The organism is Kineococcus sp. AC630, assembly GCF_979255925.1.
In genome coordinates this window covers 14,961-33,673 of sequence record NZ_CEEDMJ010000021.1, presented here as the reverse complement: position 1 = coordinate 33,673, position 18,713 = coordinate 14,961, and the positions used below count along the sequence as shown (strand labels likewise).

Annotated in this window: 20 protein-coding genes; 14 read left to right on the top strand and 6 right to left on the bottom strand. The window is 72.8% G+C overall.

All coding sequences use genetic code 11. The features are described from left to right. The 11 genes from AC0I8G_RS20235 to AC0I8G_RS20185 all read left to right on the top strand — a co-directional run bounded on the left by AC0I8G_RS20235 (position 1) and on the right by AC0I8G_RS20185 (position 9,559). Positions 1-2,289, top strand: a complete 2,289-nt coding sequence (locus tag AC0I8G_RS20235; protein ID WP_471731545.1) for an ATP-dependent DNA helicase RecG — start codon at positions 1-3, stop codon at positions 2,287-2,289. Then, a complete protein-coding gene (locus AC0I8G_RS20230; RefSeq protein ID WP_471731544.1) occupies positions 2,286-3,008 on the top strand; it encodes an ABC transporter ATP-binding protein in 723 nt (240 codons plus the stop codon). The genes AC0I8G_RS20235 and AC0I8G_RS20230 overlap by 4 nt, the downstream gene beginning before the upstream one ends. Beyond that, the gene (locus AC0I8G_RS20225) at positions 3,005-4,660 is read left to right on the top strand and encodes a DUF6297 family protein (protein WP_380259749.1); all 1,656 of its coding nucleotides are present in this window, start codon (positions 3,005-3,007) and stop codon (positions 4,658-4,660) included. Before AC0I8G_RS20230 ends, AC0I8G_RS20225 begins: the two co-directional genes overlap by 4 nt. Before the next feature lie 10 nt (positions 4,661-4,670). Beyond that, entirely contained in the window at positions 4,671-5,228 is a 558-nt protein-coding gene (rsmD, locus tag AC0I8G_RS20220) for a 16S rRNA (guanine(966)-N(2))-methyltransferase RsmD (RefSeq protein WP_471731594.1), read from the top strand. Positions 5,229-5,239: 11 nt separating this feature from the next. Next, positions 5,240-5,755 carry a pantetheine-phosphate adenylyltransferase gene (gene coaD / locus AC0I8G_RS20215; protein WP_380259748.1) on the top strand — a complete coding sequence of 172 codons (516 nt, stop codon included), beginning with the start codon at positions 5,240-5,242 and terminating at the stop codon, positions 5,753-5,755. 47 nt (positions 5,756-5,802) lie between these two features. After that, on the top strand, positions 5,803-6,321 hold the full coding sequence (locus AC0I8G_RS20210; RefSeq protein ID WP_471731543.1) for a hypothetical protein: 519 nt from the start codon (positions 5,803-5,805) through the stop codon (positions 6,319-6,321). 121 nt (positions 6,322-6,442) lie between these two features. Further along, positions 6,443-7,036 (top strand): YceD family protein, encoded by a 594-nt coding sequence (locus AC0I8G_RS20205; RefSeq protein ID WP_328292104.1) that lies wholly within the window; start codon positions 6,443-6,445, stop codon positions 7,034-7,036. A 2-nt stretch (positions 7,037-7,038) separates the two neighbouring features. Further along, complete coding sequence (gene rpmF / locus AC0I8G_RS20200) at positions 7,039-7,242, top strand: 50S ribosomal protein L32 (RefSeq protein ID WP_328292103.1); 204 nt, start codon at positions 7,039-7,041, stop codon at positions 7,240-7,242. A 76-nt stretch (positions 7,243-7,318) separates the two neighbouring features. Beyond that, positions 7,319-7,993 (top strand): ribonuclease III, encoded by a 675-nt coding sequence (gene rnc / locus AC0I8G_RS20195; RefSeq protein WP_328292102.1) that lies wholly within the window; start codon positions 7,319-7,321, stop codon positions 7,991-7,993. A gap of 4 nt (positions 7,994-7,997) precedes the next feature. Continuing rightward, entirely contained in the window at positions 7,998-8,924 is a 927-nt protein-coding gene (gene mutM / locus AC0I8G_RS20190) for a bifunctional DNA-formamidopyrimidine glycosylase/DNA-(apurinic or apyrimidinic site) lyase (RefSeq protein WP_471731542.1), read from the top strand. Next, positions 8,921-9,559: an HAD-IA family hydrolase gene (locus AC0I8G_RS20185; protein WP_471731541.1), complete on the top strand. Its 639-nt coding sequence runs from the start codon at positions 8,921-8,923 to the stop codon at positions 9,557-9,559. Before mutM ends, AC0I8G_RS20185 begins: the two co-directional genes overlap by 4 nt. A gap of 74 nt (positions 9,560-9,633) precedes the next feature. Here AC0I8G_RS20185 and AC0I8G_RS20180 read toward each other — a convergent pair whose 3' ends face one another. From AC0I8G_RS20180 to AC0I8G_RS20170, 3 genes are read right to left on the bottom strand one after another with little or no spacing between them, the layout of a single operon-like run. Further along, positions 9,634-10,530: a carbohydrate ABC transporter permease gene (locus tag AC0I8G_RS20180; protein WP_471731540.1), complete on the bottom strand. Its 897-nt coding sequence runs from the start codon at positions 10,528-10,530 to the stop codon at positions 9,634-9,636. A 5-nt stretch (positions 10,531-10,535) separates the two neighbouring features. After that, positions 10,536-11,462 (bottom strand): carbohydrate ABC transporter permease, encoded by a 927-nt coding sequence (locus AC0I8G_RS20175; protein ID WP_471731539.1) that lies wholly within the window; start codon positions 11,460-11,462, stop codon positions 10,536-10,538. Between the two features lie 28 nt (positions 11,463-11,490). Next, positions 11,491-12,855 carry an extracellular solute-binding protein gene (locus tag AC0I8G_RS20170; RefSeq protein ID WP_471731538.1) on the bottom strand — a complete coding sequence of 455 codons (1,365 nt, stop codon included), beginning with the start codon at positions 12,853-12,855 and terminating at the stop codon, positions 11,491-11,493. Positions 12,856-13,022: 167 nt separating this feature from the next. Between AC0I8G_RS20170 and AC0I8G_RS20165 the strand changes: the two genes are divergently transcribed. Beyond that, positions 13,023-14,312 (top strand): ROK family transcriptional regulator, encoded by a 1,290-nt coding sequence (locus AC0I8G_RS20165; RefSeq protein WP_471731537.1) that lies wholly within the window; start codon positions 13,023-13,025, stop codon positions 14,310-14,312. 49 nt (positions 14,313-14,361) lie between these two features. Further along, positions 14,362-15,828 carry an NCS2 family permease gene (locus tag AC0I8G_RS20160; protein WP_471731536.1) on the top strand — a complete coding sequence of 489 codons (1,467 nt, stop codon included), beginning with the start codon at positions 14,362-14,364 and terminating at the stop codon, positions 15,826-15,828. Here the strand turns inward: AC0I8G_RS20160 and AC0I8G_RS20155 are convergent. Further along, positions 15,783-16,550 carry an alpha/beta fold hydrolase gene (locus AC0I8G_RS20155; protein WP_471731535.1) on the bottom strand — a complete coding sequence of 256 codons (768 nt, stop codon included), beginning with the start codon at positions 16,548-16,550 and terminating at the stop codon, positions 15,783-15,785. The genes AC0I8G_RS20160 and AC0I8G_RS20155 overlap by 46 nt on opposite strands. A gap of 88 nt (positions 16,551-16,638) precedes the next feature. Between AC0I8G_RS20155 and AC0I8G_RS20150 the strand changes: the two genes are divergently transcribed. Further along, the gene (locus tag AC0I8G_RS20150) at positions 16,639-17,064 is read left to right on the top strand and encodes a MarR family winged helix-turn-helix transcriptional regulator (RefSeq protein WP_471731534.1); all 426 of its coding nucleotides are present in this window, start codon (positions 16,639-16,641) and stop codon (positions 17,062-17,064) included. 76 nt (positions 17,065-17,140) lie between these two features. On the opposite strand, the gene AC0I8G_RS20145 is transcribed toward AC0I8G_RS20150, so the two are convergent. Then, positions 17,141-17,956, bottom strand: coding sequence for a sulfite exporter TauE/SafE family protein (locus tag AC0I8G_RS20145; protein WP_471731533.1), 816 nt, complete (start codon positions 17,954-17,956; stop codon positions 17,141-17,143). A gap of 11 nt (positions 17,957-17,967) precedes the next feature. Beyond that, positions 17,968-18,633 carry an NAD(P)H-binding protein gene (locus AC0I8G_RS20140; RefSeq protein ID WP_471731532.1) on the bottom strand — a complete coding sequence of 222 codons (666 nt, stop codon included), beginning with the start codon at positions 18,631-18,633 and terminating at the stop codon, positions 17,968-17,970. Between the last annotated feature and the right edge of the window lie 80 nt (positions 18,634-18,713).

Genomic DNA, 18,713 nt, shown 5'->3' with positions numbered 1-18,713 from the left:
GTGGACGACCTGGACGCACCCCTGTCCAGCCGGCTGCCGCGGGGGAAGGGCAACAGCAAGAAGGCCAACCCCGCCAAGTTCCTGTCCGAGGGCCTCGGGCTGGAGACCGTGCGGGACCTGCTGTGGCACCTGCCGCGCCGCTACGCCGACCGCGGCTCGCTGACCCCCATCCGCGACCTCGTCGAGGGCGAGAACGCGACGATCCTGGCCCAGGTCACCCACTACGGGGACCCGCAGCGCATGCGCGCCCGGGACGGCGTGCGCCTGGTCGTCACCCTGGGCGACGGCCGCGACACCCTGACCATGACGTTCTTCGCGAAGTTCGCCGGGCAGTTCCAGCACCAGAAGGACGACCTCGTCCCTGGCCGCCTCGTCCTCGCCTCGGGCAAGGTCGGGAAGTTCCAGGAGGTGTGGCAGCTCTCCCACCCCGACTACGAGGTGCTCGAGGACCCCGCCGAGGGCGCGGGCACCGTGGCCCGTCCGATCCCGCTGTACCCGGCGTCGAAGACGGCCCCCAACTGGCTGATCCGCCAGTGCGTCACCCAGGTCCTGGACGGCCTCGACGGCCAGCTCCCGGAGTTCCTGCCGCCCGAGGTCGTCGCCGACGCGGACCTGCTCGACCCCGTCGCCGCGCTGCGGGCCGTGCACGCCCCCCGCGACGAGGCCGAGCTCGAGGCCGGCCGGCACCGGCTGCGCTACGAGGAGGCCTTCGTCCTGCAGACGGCGCTGGCCCTGCGCCGGGCCTCCACCGCCCACCAGCGGGCCATCGCCCGCACGGCCTCCCCGGACGGGATCGCCGCCGCCTTCGACGAGCGGCTGCCCTTCCCGCTCACCGGCTCCCAGCGCCTCGTGGGCGAGGAGCTCGCGGTCGACCTCGCGAAACCCCACCCCATGCAGCGGCTGCTGCAGGGTGACGTCGGCTCCGGCAAGACCCTCGTCGCGCTGCGCGCGATGCTCGCCGTCGTCGACGGCGGGGGACAGGCCGCGCTGCTGGCCCCGACGGAGGTGCTCGCGGCGCAGCACCTGCGGAGCGTCACCGCGATGCTGGGCGACCTCGCCGGGGCCGGGACCTTCGACGCGGACCCCCGGGCCACCAGGGTGGTCCTGCTCACCGGCTCGATGGGCGCGGCGGCCCGCCGCGAGACGCTGCTCGCCGCCGCGAGCGGGGAGGCCGGGATCGTCATCGGGACCCACGCCCTGCTGCAGGAGCACGTCCAGTTCGCCGACCTCGGGCTCGTGGTCGTCGACGAGCAGCACCGCTTCGGCGTCGAGCAGCGCGACGCGCTGCGGGCCAAGGGCAACGGCGTCCCGCACCTGCTGGTCATGACCGCCACTCCCATCCCGCGGACCGTGGCCATGACGCTGTTCGGCGACCTCGAGACCTCGGTGCTCACCGAACTCCCGCCCGGCCGGGCCGACGTGCAGACCGTCGTGGTCCCGCAGGACAAGCCCGCCTGGATCGACCGGACCTGGCAGCGGATCGCCGAGGAGGCCGCCCTCGGGCGCCAGTCCTACGTCGTCTGCGCCCGCATCGACACCGACGACGAGGGGGGCGAGGACGGGACCCCGCCGGAACCGGGAGAGCCCGGGGAGTTCGAGGAACCACCGCCCGAGGACGAACCCCGGGGTCAGCGCTCGACCCCAGGGGGCAGGCCGGGCCGGCCGAAACCCCGGCCCGCGGCCGCCGTCAGCCAGGTCGTCGAGATCGTCCGCAACCACCCCGCGACCGCGGGCCTGCGCACCGAGGTCCTGCACGGCCGGCTCACCCCGGGCGAGAAGGACGACGTCATGAGCCGGTTCTCCGGCGGCGAGCTCGACGTCGTCGTCGCCACGACCGTCGTCGAGGTCGGGGTGGACGTGCCCAACGCCAGCGTCATGGTCGTCGTCGACGCGGACCGCTTCGGCATCTCCCAGTTGCACCAGCTGCGCGGGCGCATCGGCCGCGGCGGGTTGCCCGGCACCTGCCTGTTGCTCTCCGGCGCCTCCGAGGCGTCCCCGGCCGGACAACGCCTCGCCGCCCTCGCCCGCACCCGCGACGGGTTCGAACTGGCCCGCCTCGACCTCGAGCAGCGCCGCGAGGGCGACGTCCTGGGCGCCGCGCAGTCCGGGGAGCGCAGCTCCCTGCAGCTGCTCGGGGTCCTGCGCGACGCCGACCTCATCGCGCACGCCCGCGCCGCCGCGGTGACCCTCGTGGCCGCCGACCCCGACCTGTCCCGAGCCCGCCCCCTCGCCGCGGCCGTCGCGGCCCGGGTCAGCGGGGACACCGAAGCCTTCCTGGAGCGCGTGTGAGCAAGAAGAAGCCCCGTCCCGCCCGCCAGGTCGTCCTGGCCCTGGAGGGACTGCGGGTCGGCTACGGCGAACCCGTGTGCGCCCCCGTCACCGTCGACGTCGCCGCGGGCGAGGCGCTCTGCCTCGTCGGGGCCAACGGTGCCGGCAAGTCCACCGTCCTGCGCGCCGTCGCCGGTCTGCTGAAGCCGTTGAGCGGCAAGGTGACCCTGCGGGGGCAGGCCGTCGACGAACGCTCCGCGCAGTTCCGCCGCGAGGTCGCCTCCGTCTTCGACGAGGACGCCTGGTTCGCGGAACTCTCCGTGGCCGAGCACCTCGAGCTCGTCGCCCGCGGGCACGGGGTCCGCGACGTCGTCGCCGTCGTCGACGCCGAACTCGAGGCGCAACGCCTCACCGGCGCCGCCGACCAGCTCCCCGGGTCGCTCTCCAGCGGGCAGAAGCGACGACTGCTCCTCGCCGCCGCCCTCGTCCGCCCCCGCTCCGTCCTGCTGCTCGACGAACCCGAGCAGCGCCTCGACCCCACCGGGCGCGAGGCGCTCGCGGAACGGCTCGTCGCCGAACGCGACGCCGGGACCGCCCTCGTCCTCGCCACCCACGACGTCGTCCTGCTCCGGGCGCTCGCGACCCGCGCCGTCGTCATCGACGACCCCGACGTCGCTCCGGCGTGCCGCGTCGTGGACGCCGACGAGGCCGCGCGGATCGTCAGCGAACCCGTGCGATGACGGACGTCGAACCCGAGGTCGAACCCTGGCCGGAGCTCGTCGGGCCGCTCGCCGACCAGCCCTACCCGACCCGCCGCGAACTCCTCGACGAGGCCGCCCCCTCCAAGGCCGCCCGCGGTCTGCGGGCCACCTTCACCGACACCTACACCGTCGTCCTGCAGGTCGGCATCGCGTTCCTGCTGCTGCTCGGGGGCAGCGGAGGACTGCGCAACGCCCTCCGCAGCGGCCTGGCCACCAGCGGCGACGGGCCGGGCTGGCTGCCCCAGACCTCCGCCGTCCTGCTCTCGGTCGGCCTGTCCTGCAGCGTCATCGCCTTCGGCCTCGCCGCCTGGTGCCGCCTCGGGCCCGTCAGCCTCGCCACCGCCCCCACCACCTGGTGGACCCCGCTGCCCGTGCCGCGCGCCGACCTGCTGCGACCCGTCGTGCGCAACCGGGCCCTGGGCACGGCGCTCGCGGGCGGGCTGTTCACGGCGTGGAGCTCCTCGGTGGCCTTCGGGGTGGCGGGCGACCTCAGCGGCAGCACCGTCACCGGTGGGCTCCTCGGCGGGTTCGCCGTCGGGGCGGGCGTCGCCGCGGCGGGCTACGCCCTCGTCGTGCGACCGGCCGTGGGCGCCGGGGTCGAGGCGCTGCTGCGGGTGGGGCGGGTCCTCGACGGGATCGGCGTCGGGCTCGTCCTGGCCCTGGCGGCCTCGGCCGTGGTGGGCATCTCGGTGGACGCGGTGCACCCGCGGACGGTCGTCGTCCCGGCGGTCGTCGTCGGCGTGGGTGCGCTGGTCGCCCTCGTCCTGGTCGGCCGCCCGGCGTGGTCGTCGGTGGGAGAGATCCCCTCGCCGTCGCTGCGGCGCGGTGCGTCCCGGCTGGAACGCCTGACGTCCTCGGTCCTGCAGTTCGACATCCGCGAGATGGGTCGCGCCCTCTCGGCGGACTCCGGTGGCCGGGTGCGCCGCCGGGCCCGGTTCGAGCGCGTCACGGGTCCGGTCCGGGCCGTCATCGCCGCCGACCTCGTCCTGCTGCGTCGCCAGCCCCGCCGGTTGGTGACCGCCGGCGTGCTCGCGCTCGTGCCGTTCGTGCTGGCCGCGGGGACCTCCGCGCACCGCGCGGTCGCGGCGCTGCTCATCTGGATCGCGGGGTACGCCGCGGCGACGACGCTGTCCGAACCGGCCCGCGGGCTCGCGCTGGCTCCGGCGGCCGCGCGCACGCTGCCGATCTCGGCGACGAACATCGCCCTCGCCCGGTGGATCCCCGTCGCCGCGCTGATGGCGGTGTGGGGGGCGGTCGCCGTACCGCTGGCCGTCACCACCTCCGGTCTGCTGCACGGGGAGACGCAGGGCACGGCGTGGTGGTCCTGGGCGCTGCTGGGGGCCCTCGCCGGGCCCGGGTTCGCCGCCGCGGGGCTGCGGGGCGCCGTCCGGCCGGACCCGGACCTGTCCGGCCCGGTGATCTCCACCGCGATGGGCGGGTTGCCGCCCGGGGCGGCCGCCGCGACGACGACCGGTCCCGACCTCGCGGTCCTGGTCAGCGTGCCGGTGCTGCTGGCCGTGCTCTCGCGGGCCGCCTTCGACTGGCTGCTGCTGGGCCAGCTCGCGGCGACCCTGGCCGCGTTCGGCATCGGCTGGGCCTACGCCGCGCACCGTGCGCGGAAGATCTCGTGAGCGGGTCCTCGTGACCCGGCTCATCGCCGGGACCGCCGGCGGACGACGGCTGAAGGTCCCGCCGGGGGAGACGACCCGCCCGACCAGCGACCGGGTCCGCGAGGCGGTGTTCTCGGCCCTCGACGCCGCCGACGTCCTCGAGGGTGCCCGGGTGCTCGACCTCTACGCCGGCTCCGGGGCGCTCGGGCTGGAGGCGGCCAGTCGCGGTGCGACGCGGGTCGTCCTCGTCGAGGCCGCGCGGGCGGCCGCCCAGACCGCGCGGGCCAACGTCGCGGCGGTCGGGCTGCCCGGGGTCACCGTGGTGGCCGAGCGGGTGGAGAGGTTCCTCGCCTCGGCCGGCGCCGCGCTCGAGGGCGGCTGGGACCTGGTGTTCCTCGACCCGCCCTACGCCGTCGAGTCGAACGACGTGGCGACCGTGCTCGGCGCTCTCGTGCCCCTGCTGGCACCCGCGGCGACGATCGTGGTCGAGCGGTCCTCACGCACCGCCGAGCCGGTCTGGCCGGAGGAGTTCAGCGACGTGCGGCAGCGCAAGTACGGGGAGACCAGCGTGTGGACGGCGCGCTGTTAGCGTCGGGTCCCGTGAGCCGTTGCGTCTGCCCGGGCAGTTTCGACCCCGTGACCCTGGGGCACGTGGACGTCCTGCTGCGGGCGGCGGGGATGTTCGACACCGTCTACGCCGGTGTCGCGGTGAACCCCTCCAAGCGGGGCCTGTTCAGCGGTCCGGAGCGGGTGGAGCTCGTGCGGGCCGCGCTGGAGGAGACCGGCGACCCGCGGGCCGAGCGCGTGCTCGTCGAGGAGTTCGCCGACGGGCTCCTCGTCGACCACTGCCGCCGTCTCGGCGCCCCGGTCGTGGTGAAGGGCCTGCGCGGCGGCGGCGACTACGCCTACGAGCTGCCGATGGCGCTGATGAACCGGCACCTGGCCGACGTGGAGACGGTGTTCCTGGTGGGGGACCCGCGCGTCCAGCACGTGTCGAGCTCGCTGGTCAAGGAGGTCGCCCGCTACGGCGGCGACGTCTCCGGTCTGGTGCCTGCGGCGGTGCGCACCGCGTTGGTCGCCCGGCTGGGGGAGAATGCGGACCCGGGACGTCCCTGAGGACGACGTCCCCGAGAACGCTGAGAAGCAACGGAAAGGCTGTGGCTGTGGAGGTGCACGAGAAGCTCGGTGAGCTCGCCGCGCTCGTGTCGGGGGCGCGCGGGGTCCCGCTGTCGTCGTCGGTGATGGTCGACCGCGAGCAGCTGCTCGCCCTGGTCTCGGAGGTGCGCCGGCTGCTGCCGGCCGAGGTCCAGCAGGCCGGTGACGTGCTGGCCCAGCGCGACGAGGTCCTCGCGGCCGCCCGGTCCGACGCCGACCAGGTGCTCGCCGAGGCCCGTGAGCGGGCCGAGGAGCTCGTCGACGCGCAAGCCGTCACGAAGGCCTCGCGCGAACGCGCCGACCACATCGTCCTGTCCGCCCGCGACGAGGCCAAGCGCCTGCGGGTCGACGCCGACGCGTGGGTCGACCGCAAGCTCTCCGACTTCGAGGAGGAGCTGGACCGGCTCAAGCAGCAGGCCCACCGTGGGCGTGACCGGCTGAAGGTCCGCGGGGGCGAGGACGAGGTCCCCGAGGGGGCCACCGCGACGTCGCCGGAGACCTCCGAGGACGAGAGCGCGTCGTCCTGAGCACGATTGGGTCGCAGGGCACACCCTCGGTTACCCTTGGGGGCGGCCTCGGCGCGTGTGGTTCTGCCACCAGCGACGGGGTCTTGTGGTGTGTCGATCGAGTTCCAGCGGAGGTGTGGACGTGAGCAAGCAGAAGGTGCACGAAGGTCAGCTGGACCCGAACGCTCCGCTCGTGCTGTCCACGCACGACCTGGGCCGTCGGCCCGGCACGATGCGCACCTTGCAGCGCACCGTCCCGGCACCGGCCGAACTCGGGATCGCCGTCATCGGTGTCCCCGAGGGAGCCGACCTCGAGCTCGACCTGCGGCTGGAAGCCGTCATGGAGGGTGTGCTCGTCTCGGGCACCGTCCGTGGCACCGCCGTCGGGGAGTGCGGTCGTTGCCTCGCCGAGGTGACGCAGGACCTCGAGGTCACGGTGCAGGAGCTGTTCGCCTACCCCGGCAAGAAGCCGCTGGAGCTGGCGGACGACGAGGACGAGATCCGTGAGGTCGCCCAGGGCGAGCTCGTCGACCTCGAACCCGCGGTCCGTGACGCGATCGTGCTGGAACTGCCGTTCCAGCCCGTGTGCGACGGCCCCTGCCAGCAGGACTACGAGATCGGTGTCTCCGAGCAGGCGCCGCTCACCGAAGAACCGGCGGACCCCCGGTGGGCCGCTTTGCAGTCCCTGCTCGAGAGCAGTGACGACTCCCCGTCCGGAACCAGAGAGAAGAGCTGATCGTGGCAGTCCCGAAGCGGAAGATGTCCCGCAGCAACACCCGCGCCCGCCGTTCGCAGTGGAAGGCGACCGAAGAGACGCTGGTCCGCAGCAACGTGCGTGGCCAGGTCGCGTACTCGCGTCCGCACACCGCCCGGGTCGTCACCGACTCCGCCGGCACCCCGCTGTACCTGGAGTACAAGGGCCGCAAGGTCAAGGACCTCTGAGCTGACCGCTCAGCAGGCGCCCGCAGTCACGCCGGGCGGCGTCGGTGACGCCGCCCGGCTGACTGCTGCTCTGGGCGTGGAGATCGACGCCGACCTCCTGGAACTCGCGCTGACCCACCGCTCGTACGCGTACGAGAAGGGTGGGTTGCCGACCAACGAGCGCCTCGAGTTCCTCGGGGACTCGGTGCTCGGGCTCGTGGTCACCCACGAGCTCTACACCCGCTACGCGGACGTCTCCGAGGGCCGGCTCGCCAAGCTGCGGGCCGCTGTCGTGAACTCCCGCGCCCTCGCGGACATCGCCCGCGGGCTCGACCTCGGCGATCACGTGCGTCTCGGCAAGGGCGAGCTCGGCACCGGCGGCCGGGACAAGAACTCGATCCTGGCCGACACCATGGAGGCCGTCATCGGGGCGGCGTTCCTCTCGGTCGGGATGGACGGCGCCCAGGACTTCGTCCTGCGCCTGACCTCGCCGCTCATGGAGTCCTCCGAACGTCTCGGGGCCGGGACGGACTGGAAGACGGCGTTGCAGGAACTCACCGCGGCCGAGGGCCTCGGGGTGCCGTCCTACGCCATCACCGACTCCGGCCCCGACCACGCGAAGAACTTCACCGCCGACGCGGTGGTGGGGGGCACCGCGCTGGGGCACGGTGAGGGACGCAGCAAGAAGGAAGCCGAGCAGAAGGCGGCCTCGGCCGCCGTCGAGGCGTTGCGCGAGGCCACGGCCGCGGCCGCGCAACGCGCCGCGCACTGATCTCGTGCCCGAACTCCCCGAGGTCGAGGTCGTTCGTCGTGGAGTGGCCCGTTGGGTGCTCGGACGGACGGTCTCGACCACGAGGTTCCTGAACGCTCGCGCGATCCGTCGCCACGTCGCCGGGCCGGAGGACGCCGCCGCCCGCACCAACGGCCTCGTCGTCGCCGACGCCGTGCGCCGCGGGAAGTTCCTCTGGTTGCCGCTCGCCGACGCCGACGGTCACGCCGAGGAGGCGATGGTCGTGCACCTCGGGATGAGCGGTCAGCTGCTCGTCGAAGCCGCCGACGCGCCGCCGGAGAAGCACCTCCGCGCCGTGTGGACCTTCGACGACGACGGCGAGGAACTGCGCTTCGTCGACCAGCGGACGTTCGGCGGGGTCGCCGTCGTGCCGCTGGTGGGGACGCCCGACGGTGGTCTGGGCGGGCTGGGGGAGTCCTCCGACGCCTCGTGGTCGAGGTTCCTGCCCGCTCCGGTCGCGCACATCGCCCGCGATCCCCTCGATCCCGCCTTCGACGACGCCCTCTTCGCCCAGCGCCTGCGGGAGAAGACGACCGGGTTGAAGCGGGCTCTGCTGGACCAGACCCTCGTCTCGGGGGTGGGCAACATCTACGCCGACGAGTCGCTGTGGCGCGCGAAGCTGCACTACGCCCGGCCGACCCGGTCCATCACCCGGCCCCAGGCCGCCGCGCTGCTGGCGGGGTTGCGCGAGGTGATGAGTGCAGCGCTGGACGCGGGCGGGACGAGCTTCGACTCGTTGTACGTCAACGTGAACGGCGCGAGCGGGTACTTCGACCGGTCGCTGGCCGTCTACGGGCAGCTGGGACGGCCGTGCCCGCGGTGCGGGTCGCTGGTGCGTCGTGACGCGTTCATGAACCGGTCGTCGTTCTCCTGCCCCGGGTGCCAGCCGGTGCCGCGCACAGCGCACTGGTGAGCCCCGCCCGGGCGGTCCTCTTCGACGCCGACGGCGTCCTGGTGGACTCCCACGCGGGCTACCGCAGCGTCTGGGACCGCTGGTCCGCGCTGCACGGTCTCGATCCCGCCCTCGTGCACGCCGCGACCCACGCCCGTCGTCCGGTCGACACCATCGCCGCCGTCGCCCCGCAGCTCGACCCGGGGGCCGAGCACACCCGGCTGCGGGAGTTCGTCGAGGAACTGCCCGGGGCCTTCCCGGTGTTCCCCGACGCCGCGCCGCTGCTGGCTGCGCTCCCGGCCGAGAGTTGGGCGATCGTGACCTCCGGCGTCGCCGGGACGGTGCGGGCGCGGTTGCGGGCGGGCGCCCTGCCCGTCCCGTCGGTGCTCGTCGACGGGTCCGCCGTGCACGTGGGCAAACCCGACCCCGAGGGGTACCTGCTGGCGGCGCAGCTCCTCGGCGTCGCGCCGGGGGACTGCCTCGTCGTGGAGGATGCCCCGGCCGGGATCGACGCGGGACGCGCCGCCGGGATGCGGGTCGTCGCAGTGACGACGTCGCACCCGGCGGCGGACCTGGCGGCCGCGCACGTCGTCGTGGGTTCGCTGTCCCAGGCGACCCCGCACCTCCTCGCCTGGACGTCCACCGCCGGCGGGTGAGGTGCCCGTCGGGTGACCTGGCCCGGACAGGCGGAAGCCCCCGCACCGAGAGGTGCGGGGGCTCCGTCGTGGGTTCAGCCCTTGAGCGCGCCACCGAAGTTGAACGCCCCGCCGAGACGGCGGGAGAGCAGCACGTACAGGATGACGACCGGCAGCGTGTAGAGGATCGAGTAGGCCGCGAGCTGACCCCACTGGACCGACCCGTACTGGCCGAAGAAGGTGAAGATGCTCACCGAGGCCGGCAGCCGGTCGGGGGAGAGCAGCAGGATGAAGGGGATGAAAAAGTTCCCCCACATGCCGATGAACGTGAAGATCGTCACGACCGACATCCCCGGCCACATCAACGGCAGCACGATGTGGCGCAGCGTCTGCATCGAGTTCGCGCCGTCGGTCCAGGCGGCTTCCTCGAGGGTGAGCGGGACGCCGTCCATGAAGTTCTTCATGAGGAAGATCGACATCGGCAGCGCGGTCGTCGCCATGAACGCGACCGTCCCGCTGATGGTGTCGATGAGGTTGAGCTGCACGAACAGGCCGTAGACCGGAACCATGATGGCCGTGATCGGCAGACCGGTCGAGAACAGGATGGTCAGCAGGAACGGGCGCTTGTAGCGGGTGTTGAACCGCGACAGCGGGTAGGCGGCGAGCGTCGCCACCGCGATCGCGATGACCGTCGAGCCCACGCAGAGGACCAGCCCGTTCCACATCGGCCGGTAGGTCGTCTCCGGGGTGAGGATGGCCCGGAAGTTGTCGAGGCTGAAGTTCGACCCCGGCCACTCCAGCTTGAGGCCGGCCTGGGAGTTGAACGCGGCGAAGACGACCCACAGCAGGGGGACCAGGAACGTGATCCCGAGGACGGCCGTGACGAGGTTGATGACGCCGACGGCGACCCGGGTCCGGGGCCCGACGGGTTTGCTCGAGCCGACCGTGAGCTTGGTGGTGCTGAGCGCAGGGGTGGGGGTTTCGGTGGTCATGGGCGTCAGTCCTCGCGCAGCAGGCGCATGTAGATGATGGAGAAGACGCCGCCGACCGCGAGCAGGACGAGCGCGATGGCGGTGCCGTAGCCGATCTGACTGAAGGAGAAGGCCTGCTCGTACATGTAGAGCGGCAGGGTCTGGCTCTTGGTGCCGGGACCGCCTCGGGTCATCGTGTAGATGAGGCCGAACACGGACAGCGTCTGCAACGTGATGAGCATGAGGTTCGTCGTCACGGTGCGCTTGATCATCGGGACCGTGACCCAGCGGAGACGCCGCCAACCGGTCGCCCCGTCCATCTCGGCGGCCTCCTCGATCTCCTGGGGGATCTCGGAGAGGGCGGCGTTGTAGACGAGCATCGAGAACGCCGTCCCGCGCCAGACGTTGGCCAGGGAGACCGCGATGATCGGCAGGGTGTAGAGCCAGTTCTGGCCCAGCCCCAGCGTCGCGAGGATCTCGTTGAGGGTTCCGTCCTTGGCGAGGAACGCGTACCAGACGTACCCGGCGACGACCTCGGGGATGACCCAGGCGCCGATGACGGTGATGCCCACCAGGGTGCGGACCGCCTTCGCGGACCGCTTCTGCAGCAGCGCGAGACCGAGACCGAGGAGGTTCTGCCCCACGACGGCCGACAGGAACGTGAAGACCAGGGTCAGCACGACGGAGTTGCGGAACGTGTCACTGCTGAACGCGGCCCGGAAGTTGTCCAGGCCGACGAACTGGGTGTTGCCCGATCCTGCGCCGGTGAGCGCCGTGTTGGTGAACGCGGCGTAGATGCACCACAGGATCGGGCCGGCCAGGAACACCAGCAGCAGCAGGACCGCCGGCGTCAGGGGGAGGGCCCGAGCGATGTCCACCGAGATCGGGTGGGTCCTGCGCCGGAGTTCAGGCCCTCCGGGTGTTCCCGGGTTCGGACGGGTGATGGTGGCCACGGGACCTCCTTCCTGCTCGGGACGACGCTCAGAGCGTCGCGGTCTTGTCCTCGCCGACGATCCCCTTGACCGCCTCGTCGTACGCCTTGGCGGCGTCCTCGACGCTGGCCTGGCCGGTGACGACGGCTTCCATCGCGACCTGGATCTCGTTGGACACCCGGGGGTAGTCGGTGTTCTGCGGGCGGTACTGCGTGACCGGGACCAGGCTGGAGAAGAACTCCAGCGTGGGGTTGGAACCGGTGTAGTCGGCGTCGGCCGCGACGTCCTTGCGCACGGCGACGGCCGCGGAGTTGATGTTGTACTTGAGGTTGTTCTCGAACGACGTGAGCGTCGAGATGACCTTCCAGGCGTCCTCGGGGTTGGACGCGTTCTTGGTCATGGCCCAGGTCCAGCCACCGGACATGCTGATGCTGCCCTCGCCCGAACCGTCCCGCGTCGGCATCGGGGCCTGGCCCATGGTCTCGCTCCACTCCTTCCACGGCGCGCCGCCGGTGTCCAGCCAGGTGCTGGAGACCCACGACCCGTCGAGGTCGATGGCCAGCGTGCTGCCGGGCAGGAACTCCTCCTGGACCCGGGTGCCGACCTGGGCGTCGAGGGCGATCGTGGGGTCCGGGGCGAGCTTCTCGTCGAAGAGGGTCTTGAGGAAGGTGAGGGAGTCCTTGAACTCCGAGCTCCCCACGTTCCACTTGTCCTTGTCCGCGTCGTAGAGCGTCGAACCGGTCCCGTAGAAGATCATCTCGAAACCCTGCATCGACGCGGCCTCACCGGCGGCCTTGCCGGCGTAGACGTTGATCGGCGTGACGTTCGGCAGTTTCGCCTTGATCTGGCGGGCGGCGGTGAGGATGTCGTCCCAGCTGCCCGGTGTCCAGGTCTCGGGCAGGCCGGCCTGCGCGAAGAGCTTCTTGTTGTACCAGAGCGCACGGGTGTCGGTGCCGTCCGGCACCCCGTAGGTCTTGCCGTCGGCGGCCTTCGCGGCCCCCTTGGCGACGTCCTGGAACTGGTCCCACTCCTCCCACTCGTCCAGGTAGCTGTCCAGCGGCTGCAGGTACCCGGCGGTGATGTCGGAGTTGATGAGGAAGGTGTCCTCGTACACGATGTCGGGCGACGTGCGCGGCGAGCGCATCATCAGCTGGAGCTTCGTGTAGTAGTCGTTCTCGGAGGCGACGATGGGCTGCAGGTCCATGGTCTTGCCCGCGTTCGCCTTCTCGTAGGCGGCCTTGACGCCGGTGAGGTAGTCCTTCATCACCGTGCCCGAGCCCCACTGCTGGTAGGCGACCTTGATCCCCTTGCCCCCGGAGTCGTCTCCGGACTGGGAACCGCCACCACAGGCTGCGGTTCCGAGCAGGGTGCCGGCGCCCAGGCCGGTAGCTGTCAGGAAGTTGCGACGACGCACGATCCACTCCCTCGTGGCGGTGTCCGATGTGGTGCGCGCCGGCCGGTGGAGCTCCGGTGCGCCGTTCCGTGTCAGGAAAGTAAATCCAGTGGATTGACCGTGTCAACGGATCGGACGCATGATTCTGGGAACGATCCCAAGGGGGTCGCCGAGCGCGAGGAGGCGTGGTGCGACGTGGCACGAACCTGCCCTGGGTGGGCGACTACAACCAGGCGGTGGTGCTCGACGGCATCCGGCGCCACCCCGGCACGTCCCGCACGGACCTGGCCGGCGCGAGCGGGCTGACGCTGCAGACGGTCTCGAACATCGTCCGGCGCCTGGTGGAGCGCGGTCTCGTCCAGGAGGGGGTGGCCCTGCTGCGCCCCGGTACGGGTCCGGGGGCGGTGCGCGGTGCGGGCAAGCCGCGCACGGCCCTGTCGGTGCGTCCGGGGGCCGCGCTGGCCGTCGGCGTCCAGTTCGAGCGCGAGCACGTCGACGCCGTGCTGCTGGACCTGTCCGGGGTGGTGGTCGGGGTCGACCGCGAACCCCTGCCCGATCCGGAGGCCCCCGTGGAACTCGTGGTGGCCCACGCGGCCGGTCTCGTCCGCCGGCTGATCGACACCACCGGTGCGGTGGGGGTCCGCGGGGTCGGTGTCGCCGTCCCCGGGCCCCTGGACTTCGCCGGACCGGTGCGCAGTTCGGCGATCAACCTCCCGGGGTGGCGCGGGGTCGCCATCGCGGACCTGCTCCTGCGGGCCACCGGGTTGCCCGTCCTGGTGGAGAACGACGCGACCGCCGCCGCGGTCGGGGACCTGTGGCGTTCGCGCCGCACGGGGCGCAGCTTCCTCTACGTCCACGTCGGGGCGGGCATCGGCGGTGGGCTGGTGCTGCGCGACGAGGTGCTGCACGGGGAGTCCGGCAACGCGGGCGAGATCGGCCACGTCGTCGCCGACCCGGCCGGCCCGCCGTGTCCCTGCGGCTCCGTCGGCTGCCTCGAGGCCGTCGCCGCACCGGCCGCCGTGGTGCGCCGCTACGTGGAGCGGGTCGGCCCCCGGGCGGCGCGGGCGGCCGGGTTGCGCCTCGCCGAGCGGACCGTCCTGGACGACCACGACGTGCTGGGCACCCGGGCGGGCGCGGGGGACACCGTCGCCGCGGAGGTGCTCGACGCGGCGGCCGACGACATCGCGCGGGTGGTGCTCGGGGTGGTGAACGTCCTCGACGTGAGCGAGGTCGTCCTCGGCGGCGCAGGGTTGCGCCGAACGGGTGAGCGGCTGCGGGTCGCCCTGGCGGCCCGGCTGGGTGCGGCCATGACGCGCGAGGTCCACCCGGTCGGCGTGCGGCTGGGGGAGGCGGGGGAGCAGGCCGGGGCCCTCGGGGCGGCGAGCGCCGTCCTGCACGAGTCGCTGTCCTCGACCTGGGCCGGGGTCCACGCCCCGGTCCGGGCGCTGGTGATCTCGCCGGTCGCCCCGGTGCACTGAGCTCTGGCAGGATCGCCCGGGTTCCGCCCCGTCGACCCCGAGGTCCCGCATGTCGCACGCCCCTGTCCCGTCCGCCCTCGACCGCTGGTTCGAGATCAGCGCCCGGGGCTCCACCGTCGGACGCGAGGTCCGCGGTGGTCTCGCGACCTTCTTCACGATGGCCTACATCATCGTCCTGAACCCGCTGATCATCGGGACGCAGCCGGACGGGACCGGGGGCTTCCTGGGCGGTGGCAGCAGTCCCGACCTGGCCGCCGTCGCCGCGGGGACGGCCCTCGTGGCCGGGGTCGTGACCCTGCTGATGGGTGCGGTCGCGAACTACCCGCTCGCGCTGGCGACCGGGCTGGGCCTGAACGCGTTCCTGGCCTTCGGCGTGGCCAGCCTGCCGAGGATGACCTGGGCCGACGCCATGGGGCTCGTGGTCATCGAGGGCCTGGTGATCCTCGTCCTGGTGCTCACGGGTCTGCGGGAGGCGGTGTTCCGGGCGGTCCCGGCGCAGCTGAAGATCGCCATCAGCGTGGGGATCGGGTTGTTCATCACGATCGTCGGGCTCGTCGACTCCGGCTTCGTCCGGGCCGGCAGCGGCACCCCCCTGGAACTCGGCATCGGCGGGTTCCTGGCCGGCTGGCCGACCTTGGTGTTCGTCGTCGGGCTCCTGCTGACGATCGTCCTGATGGTCCGCGGCGTCCGGGGTGCGATCCTCGCCGGGATCGTCGTGGCGACCGTCCTCGCGGTCGTCGTGGAGGGCGTGGCGAAGCTCGGGCCGCGCACCGGCGCCGACGGTTCCGTCGTGAACGCGCGGGCGTGGGGGCTGAACGTCCCGGAGCTGCCCGACCGGTGGATCTCCACCCCGGACTTCTCGACGCTCGGGCAGTTCTCGCTGCTGGGCTCGTTCCGGGTCATCGGCGTGGTCAGCGTCCTGCTGCTGGTCTTCACGCTCCTGCTCGCCGACTTCTTCGACACCATGGGGACCGTCGTCGCCATCGGGGCCGAGGGGGACCTGCTGGACGCGGACGGGAACCCGCCGCGGATGCGCCGGATCCTCGTCGTCGACTCGATCGCCGCGGCCGCCGGTGGTGCGGGCGGGGTCTCCAGCAACACGAGCTTCATCGAATCGGCGACGGGGGTCGGTGAGGGCGCGCGCACGGGCCTCGCGAGCGTGGTCACCGGGGTGGCGTTCCTGCTGGCGACGTTCCTGGCCCCCGTGGTGTCGATCGTCCCCTACGAGGCGGCGACCCCCGCGCTCGTCGTCGTGGGTTTCCTCATGATGACCCAGGTCAAGGGCATCGACTGGTCGGACCTGGAGATCGCCCTGCCGGCGTTCCTGACGATCGTCCTGATGCCCTTCACCTACTCCATCAGCGCCGGCATCGGGGCCGGGTTCATCGCCTTCGTGGTGCTCAAGGTGGCCAAGGGCAAGGCCCGGCTGGTGCACCCGGTGCTGTGGGTCGTCGCGGTGCTGTTCCTCGTCTACTTCGCCATCGACCCGCTGAAGGAAGCCCTCGGGGTCTCCTGAAGGAACCCCCGGACGACGTCGACGAGGACGTCCGGGGTCTCGATCTGCGGGAGGTGGCCCGTCCCGGGGAGCAGGACGAACCCGGCCCCGGGGAGCGCCGCGGCGTAGGCGCGGCCGTAGTCGGGGTCCCCGATGCGGTCCGCCTCGCCCCAGACGACGAGGCTCGGCCGGGCGGTGCCCGCCAGCCGGCCGGCGAGGGTCGGGTCGGTCATCGCCGTACCGCCGTAGACCTGCAGGGTGGCGCGGTTGCCCGCCATCGCCGCGAGCCGCTCGGCGGGGAGCGTGGCGGGGTCGAGGCCGAACGTCGCGGGGTCGGCGTAGCTGCGCTCGGCGACCTGCTGCGGGGTGAGGGCGAAGAAGTCGGCGACGGGGTGGCCGGGGACCTCGATCCCGACGGCGTCCACCAGGACCTGACGACCGACCCGGGTGGTGTCGAGCAGCCCGAGTTCCGCCGCGATCCAGCCGCCGAGCGAGTTGCCGACGACCGTGACGTCGTGCAGGTCGAGGGACTCCAGCAGGCCGGCGTAGAGCCGGGCGAGGTCCCGGGGCGAACTCAGGGCCTCCGGGCGGGGTGTTCCCTCGAACCCCGGGTGGGTGGGGACGATCACCCGGACGTCCGCGGTGGCGGCCAGCCGGTGCGCCCAGGCGCTGACGGTGAGGGGACCGCCGCCGCCGTGCAGCAGCAGGACGGGACGACCGCGGCCCTGGTCGGTGCAGGTCACGGGCACGGTGGTGGTGTCGAGGGGGACGTCGATGAGCGGTATGTAAGGAACCTTAGGTCAGGTTCCTTGGATCCGCTACCCTGAGGACGTGGAACCTTCGCTGCAGGACGTCGGGCTGGCCGTCAAACGGCTGCAGTGGCGCCACCACCGGGACGCGAACCGGCAGTTGGCCACGCTCGGGGTCTCCCTCGTCCAGTGGGACGTGCTGCGACACCTCGACGCCGAACCCGAGGCCTCGCTGCACCGGCTCGCGGTCCTCACCTTCCAGACCGACCAGTCGATGGGCGAGCTGGCCCGGCGCATGATCGAGCGCGAACTCCTGGAGCGGGTCGAAGGGCCCGGCCGGGCGGTCCGGCACCGCCTCACCGCCGCGGGCGAGCAGGTGCGGGCGGCGGGGGGTGCCCTGCTCGACGAGGTCCTCGAGGAGTCGTTCGGCGGGTTGTCCGACCGTGACCAGGCGACGTTGCACCGGTTGCTGCTGCGCGCGCTGGAGCCGGGTCCTCCCTCGACGTGAGCGAACGACGTCCGGCGCACGACCCTGTTCCCCCGCGACCTGCACCGCCTCACCCCGTGAGGGTGGCGGCGGCGGTTCAGTCGAGGAGGGGGCGGAGGTTCTCGACCCACACGTCGTGGCCCACCTTCACGATGAGCGCCGCGACCACCACCAGGAAGACGGTGCGGATGAAACGGGTGCCGCTGGCGATGGCCATCCGTGAGCCGAGGTAGCTGCCGCCCACGTTGGCCGCGCCCAGGAGCAGAGCCAGTCCCCAGACGACCGATCCGTGCGGGACGAAGAAGAGCAGGGCGCCGAGGTTGGTGGCGAAGTTCACGATCTTCGCCTTGGCGCTGGCCTGCAGGAAGTCGTAGCCGAGGAGGCTGACCATCGCGATGACCAGGAACGTCCCCGTCCCCGGACCCAGGACGCCGTCGTACACCCCGATGGCCAGGCCCACCGCGACGGCGGCGCGGTAGTGCGCGTGCCCGGAGAAGCGCAGCGACGTCGTCCCGCCCAGGGCCGGCCGCAGCAGGGTGATGGTCGCGACGGTGACCAGGGCGACGACGATGACGGGTTTGAACACCGCGACCGGTAGGGCCGCGGCGATCGAGGCACCGCCGAAACTGCCCACGAGGGCGACCGCCGCCATCGGCAGGGCCGTCCGCAGGTCGGGCCGGGCCCGCCGGTAGTACGTCAGGGCGCTGGTGGAGGTCCCGAAGATCGAGCCGAGCTTGTTCGTGGCCAGGGCCTGGACGGGGGCGAGACCGGGGACGAGCAGCAGGGCCGGGAGTTGCAGGAGGCCCCCGCCGCCGACCACGGCGTCCACCCAGCCCGCCGCGAAGGCGGCCAGGAGGAGCAGCAGGAGGGTCGGGACGGCGAGGTCGGGCGGGAAGAGGACCGCTCCGGCCACCGACGAGGCGATCACCGACGAGCGGCCCGGGGGATCAGCGCGGCGACGGCGTCGGCGACCGGGGTGGGACCGGCGGTGAGTTCCACCACGGAGCGGTTCAGCCGGGGTTCGGCCAGGGCCGCGTCGAGGAACGCGGCCACGTCGTCGCGCGGCACGTCCCCGTACGCCAGGGCTGCCCGCGCGGCGACCGTGCCCGTCCCGGGGGAGTCCACCAGGGTCCCGGGGCGCACGATCAGCCAGTCGAGGTCGGTGGCGGCGAGGTGCGCGTCGGCGTCCTTCTTGACCCGCACGTAGTGCTCGAACCCCTCACCGAGATCGCCCCCGCGCCCGGCCTCGGGGAACACCGAGACCAGCAGGAACCGGGACACCCCAGCCTGCGCGGCGGCCGCGGCGGCCTTGACCACTCCCTCGCCGTCGATGGCGCTCGTCTGGTCCCGGCCCGTCCCGTGGGCCCCGGCGCTGAACACCACGGCGTCGTGCCCGGCCAGCTTCGCGGCGAGCTCGTCCACGCTGTCGGCGACGAGGTCACCGGCGACGGGGGTCGCACCCTGCTCGGCGATGGTCGCGGCCTGCGCCCCGGCGCGGTGCATCCCGCTGACCTCGACGCCCCGGGCGACGAGCAGGGCGCTGAGTCGACGTCCGACGCCGCCGGCGGCACCGATCTGGAACACCTTCACGGGAACCTCCTCCAGCCGGACGGGGTCCCCGGCGTCGTACGATGGTTGTCGTAGTACGACGAAGACCGTAGCACCCACCT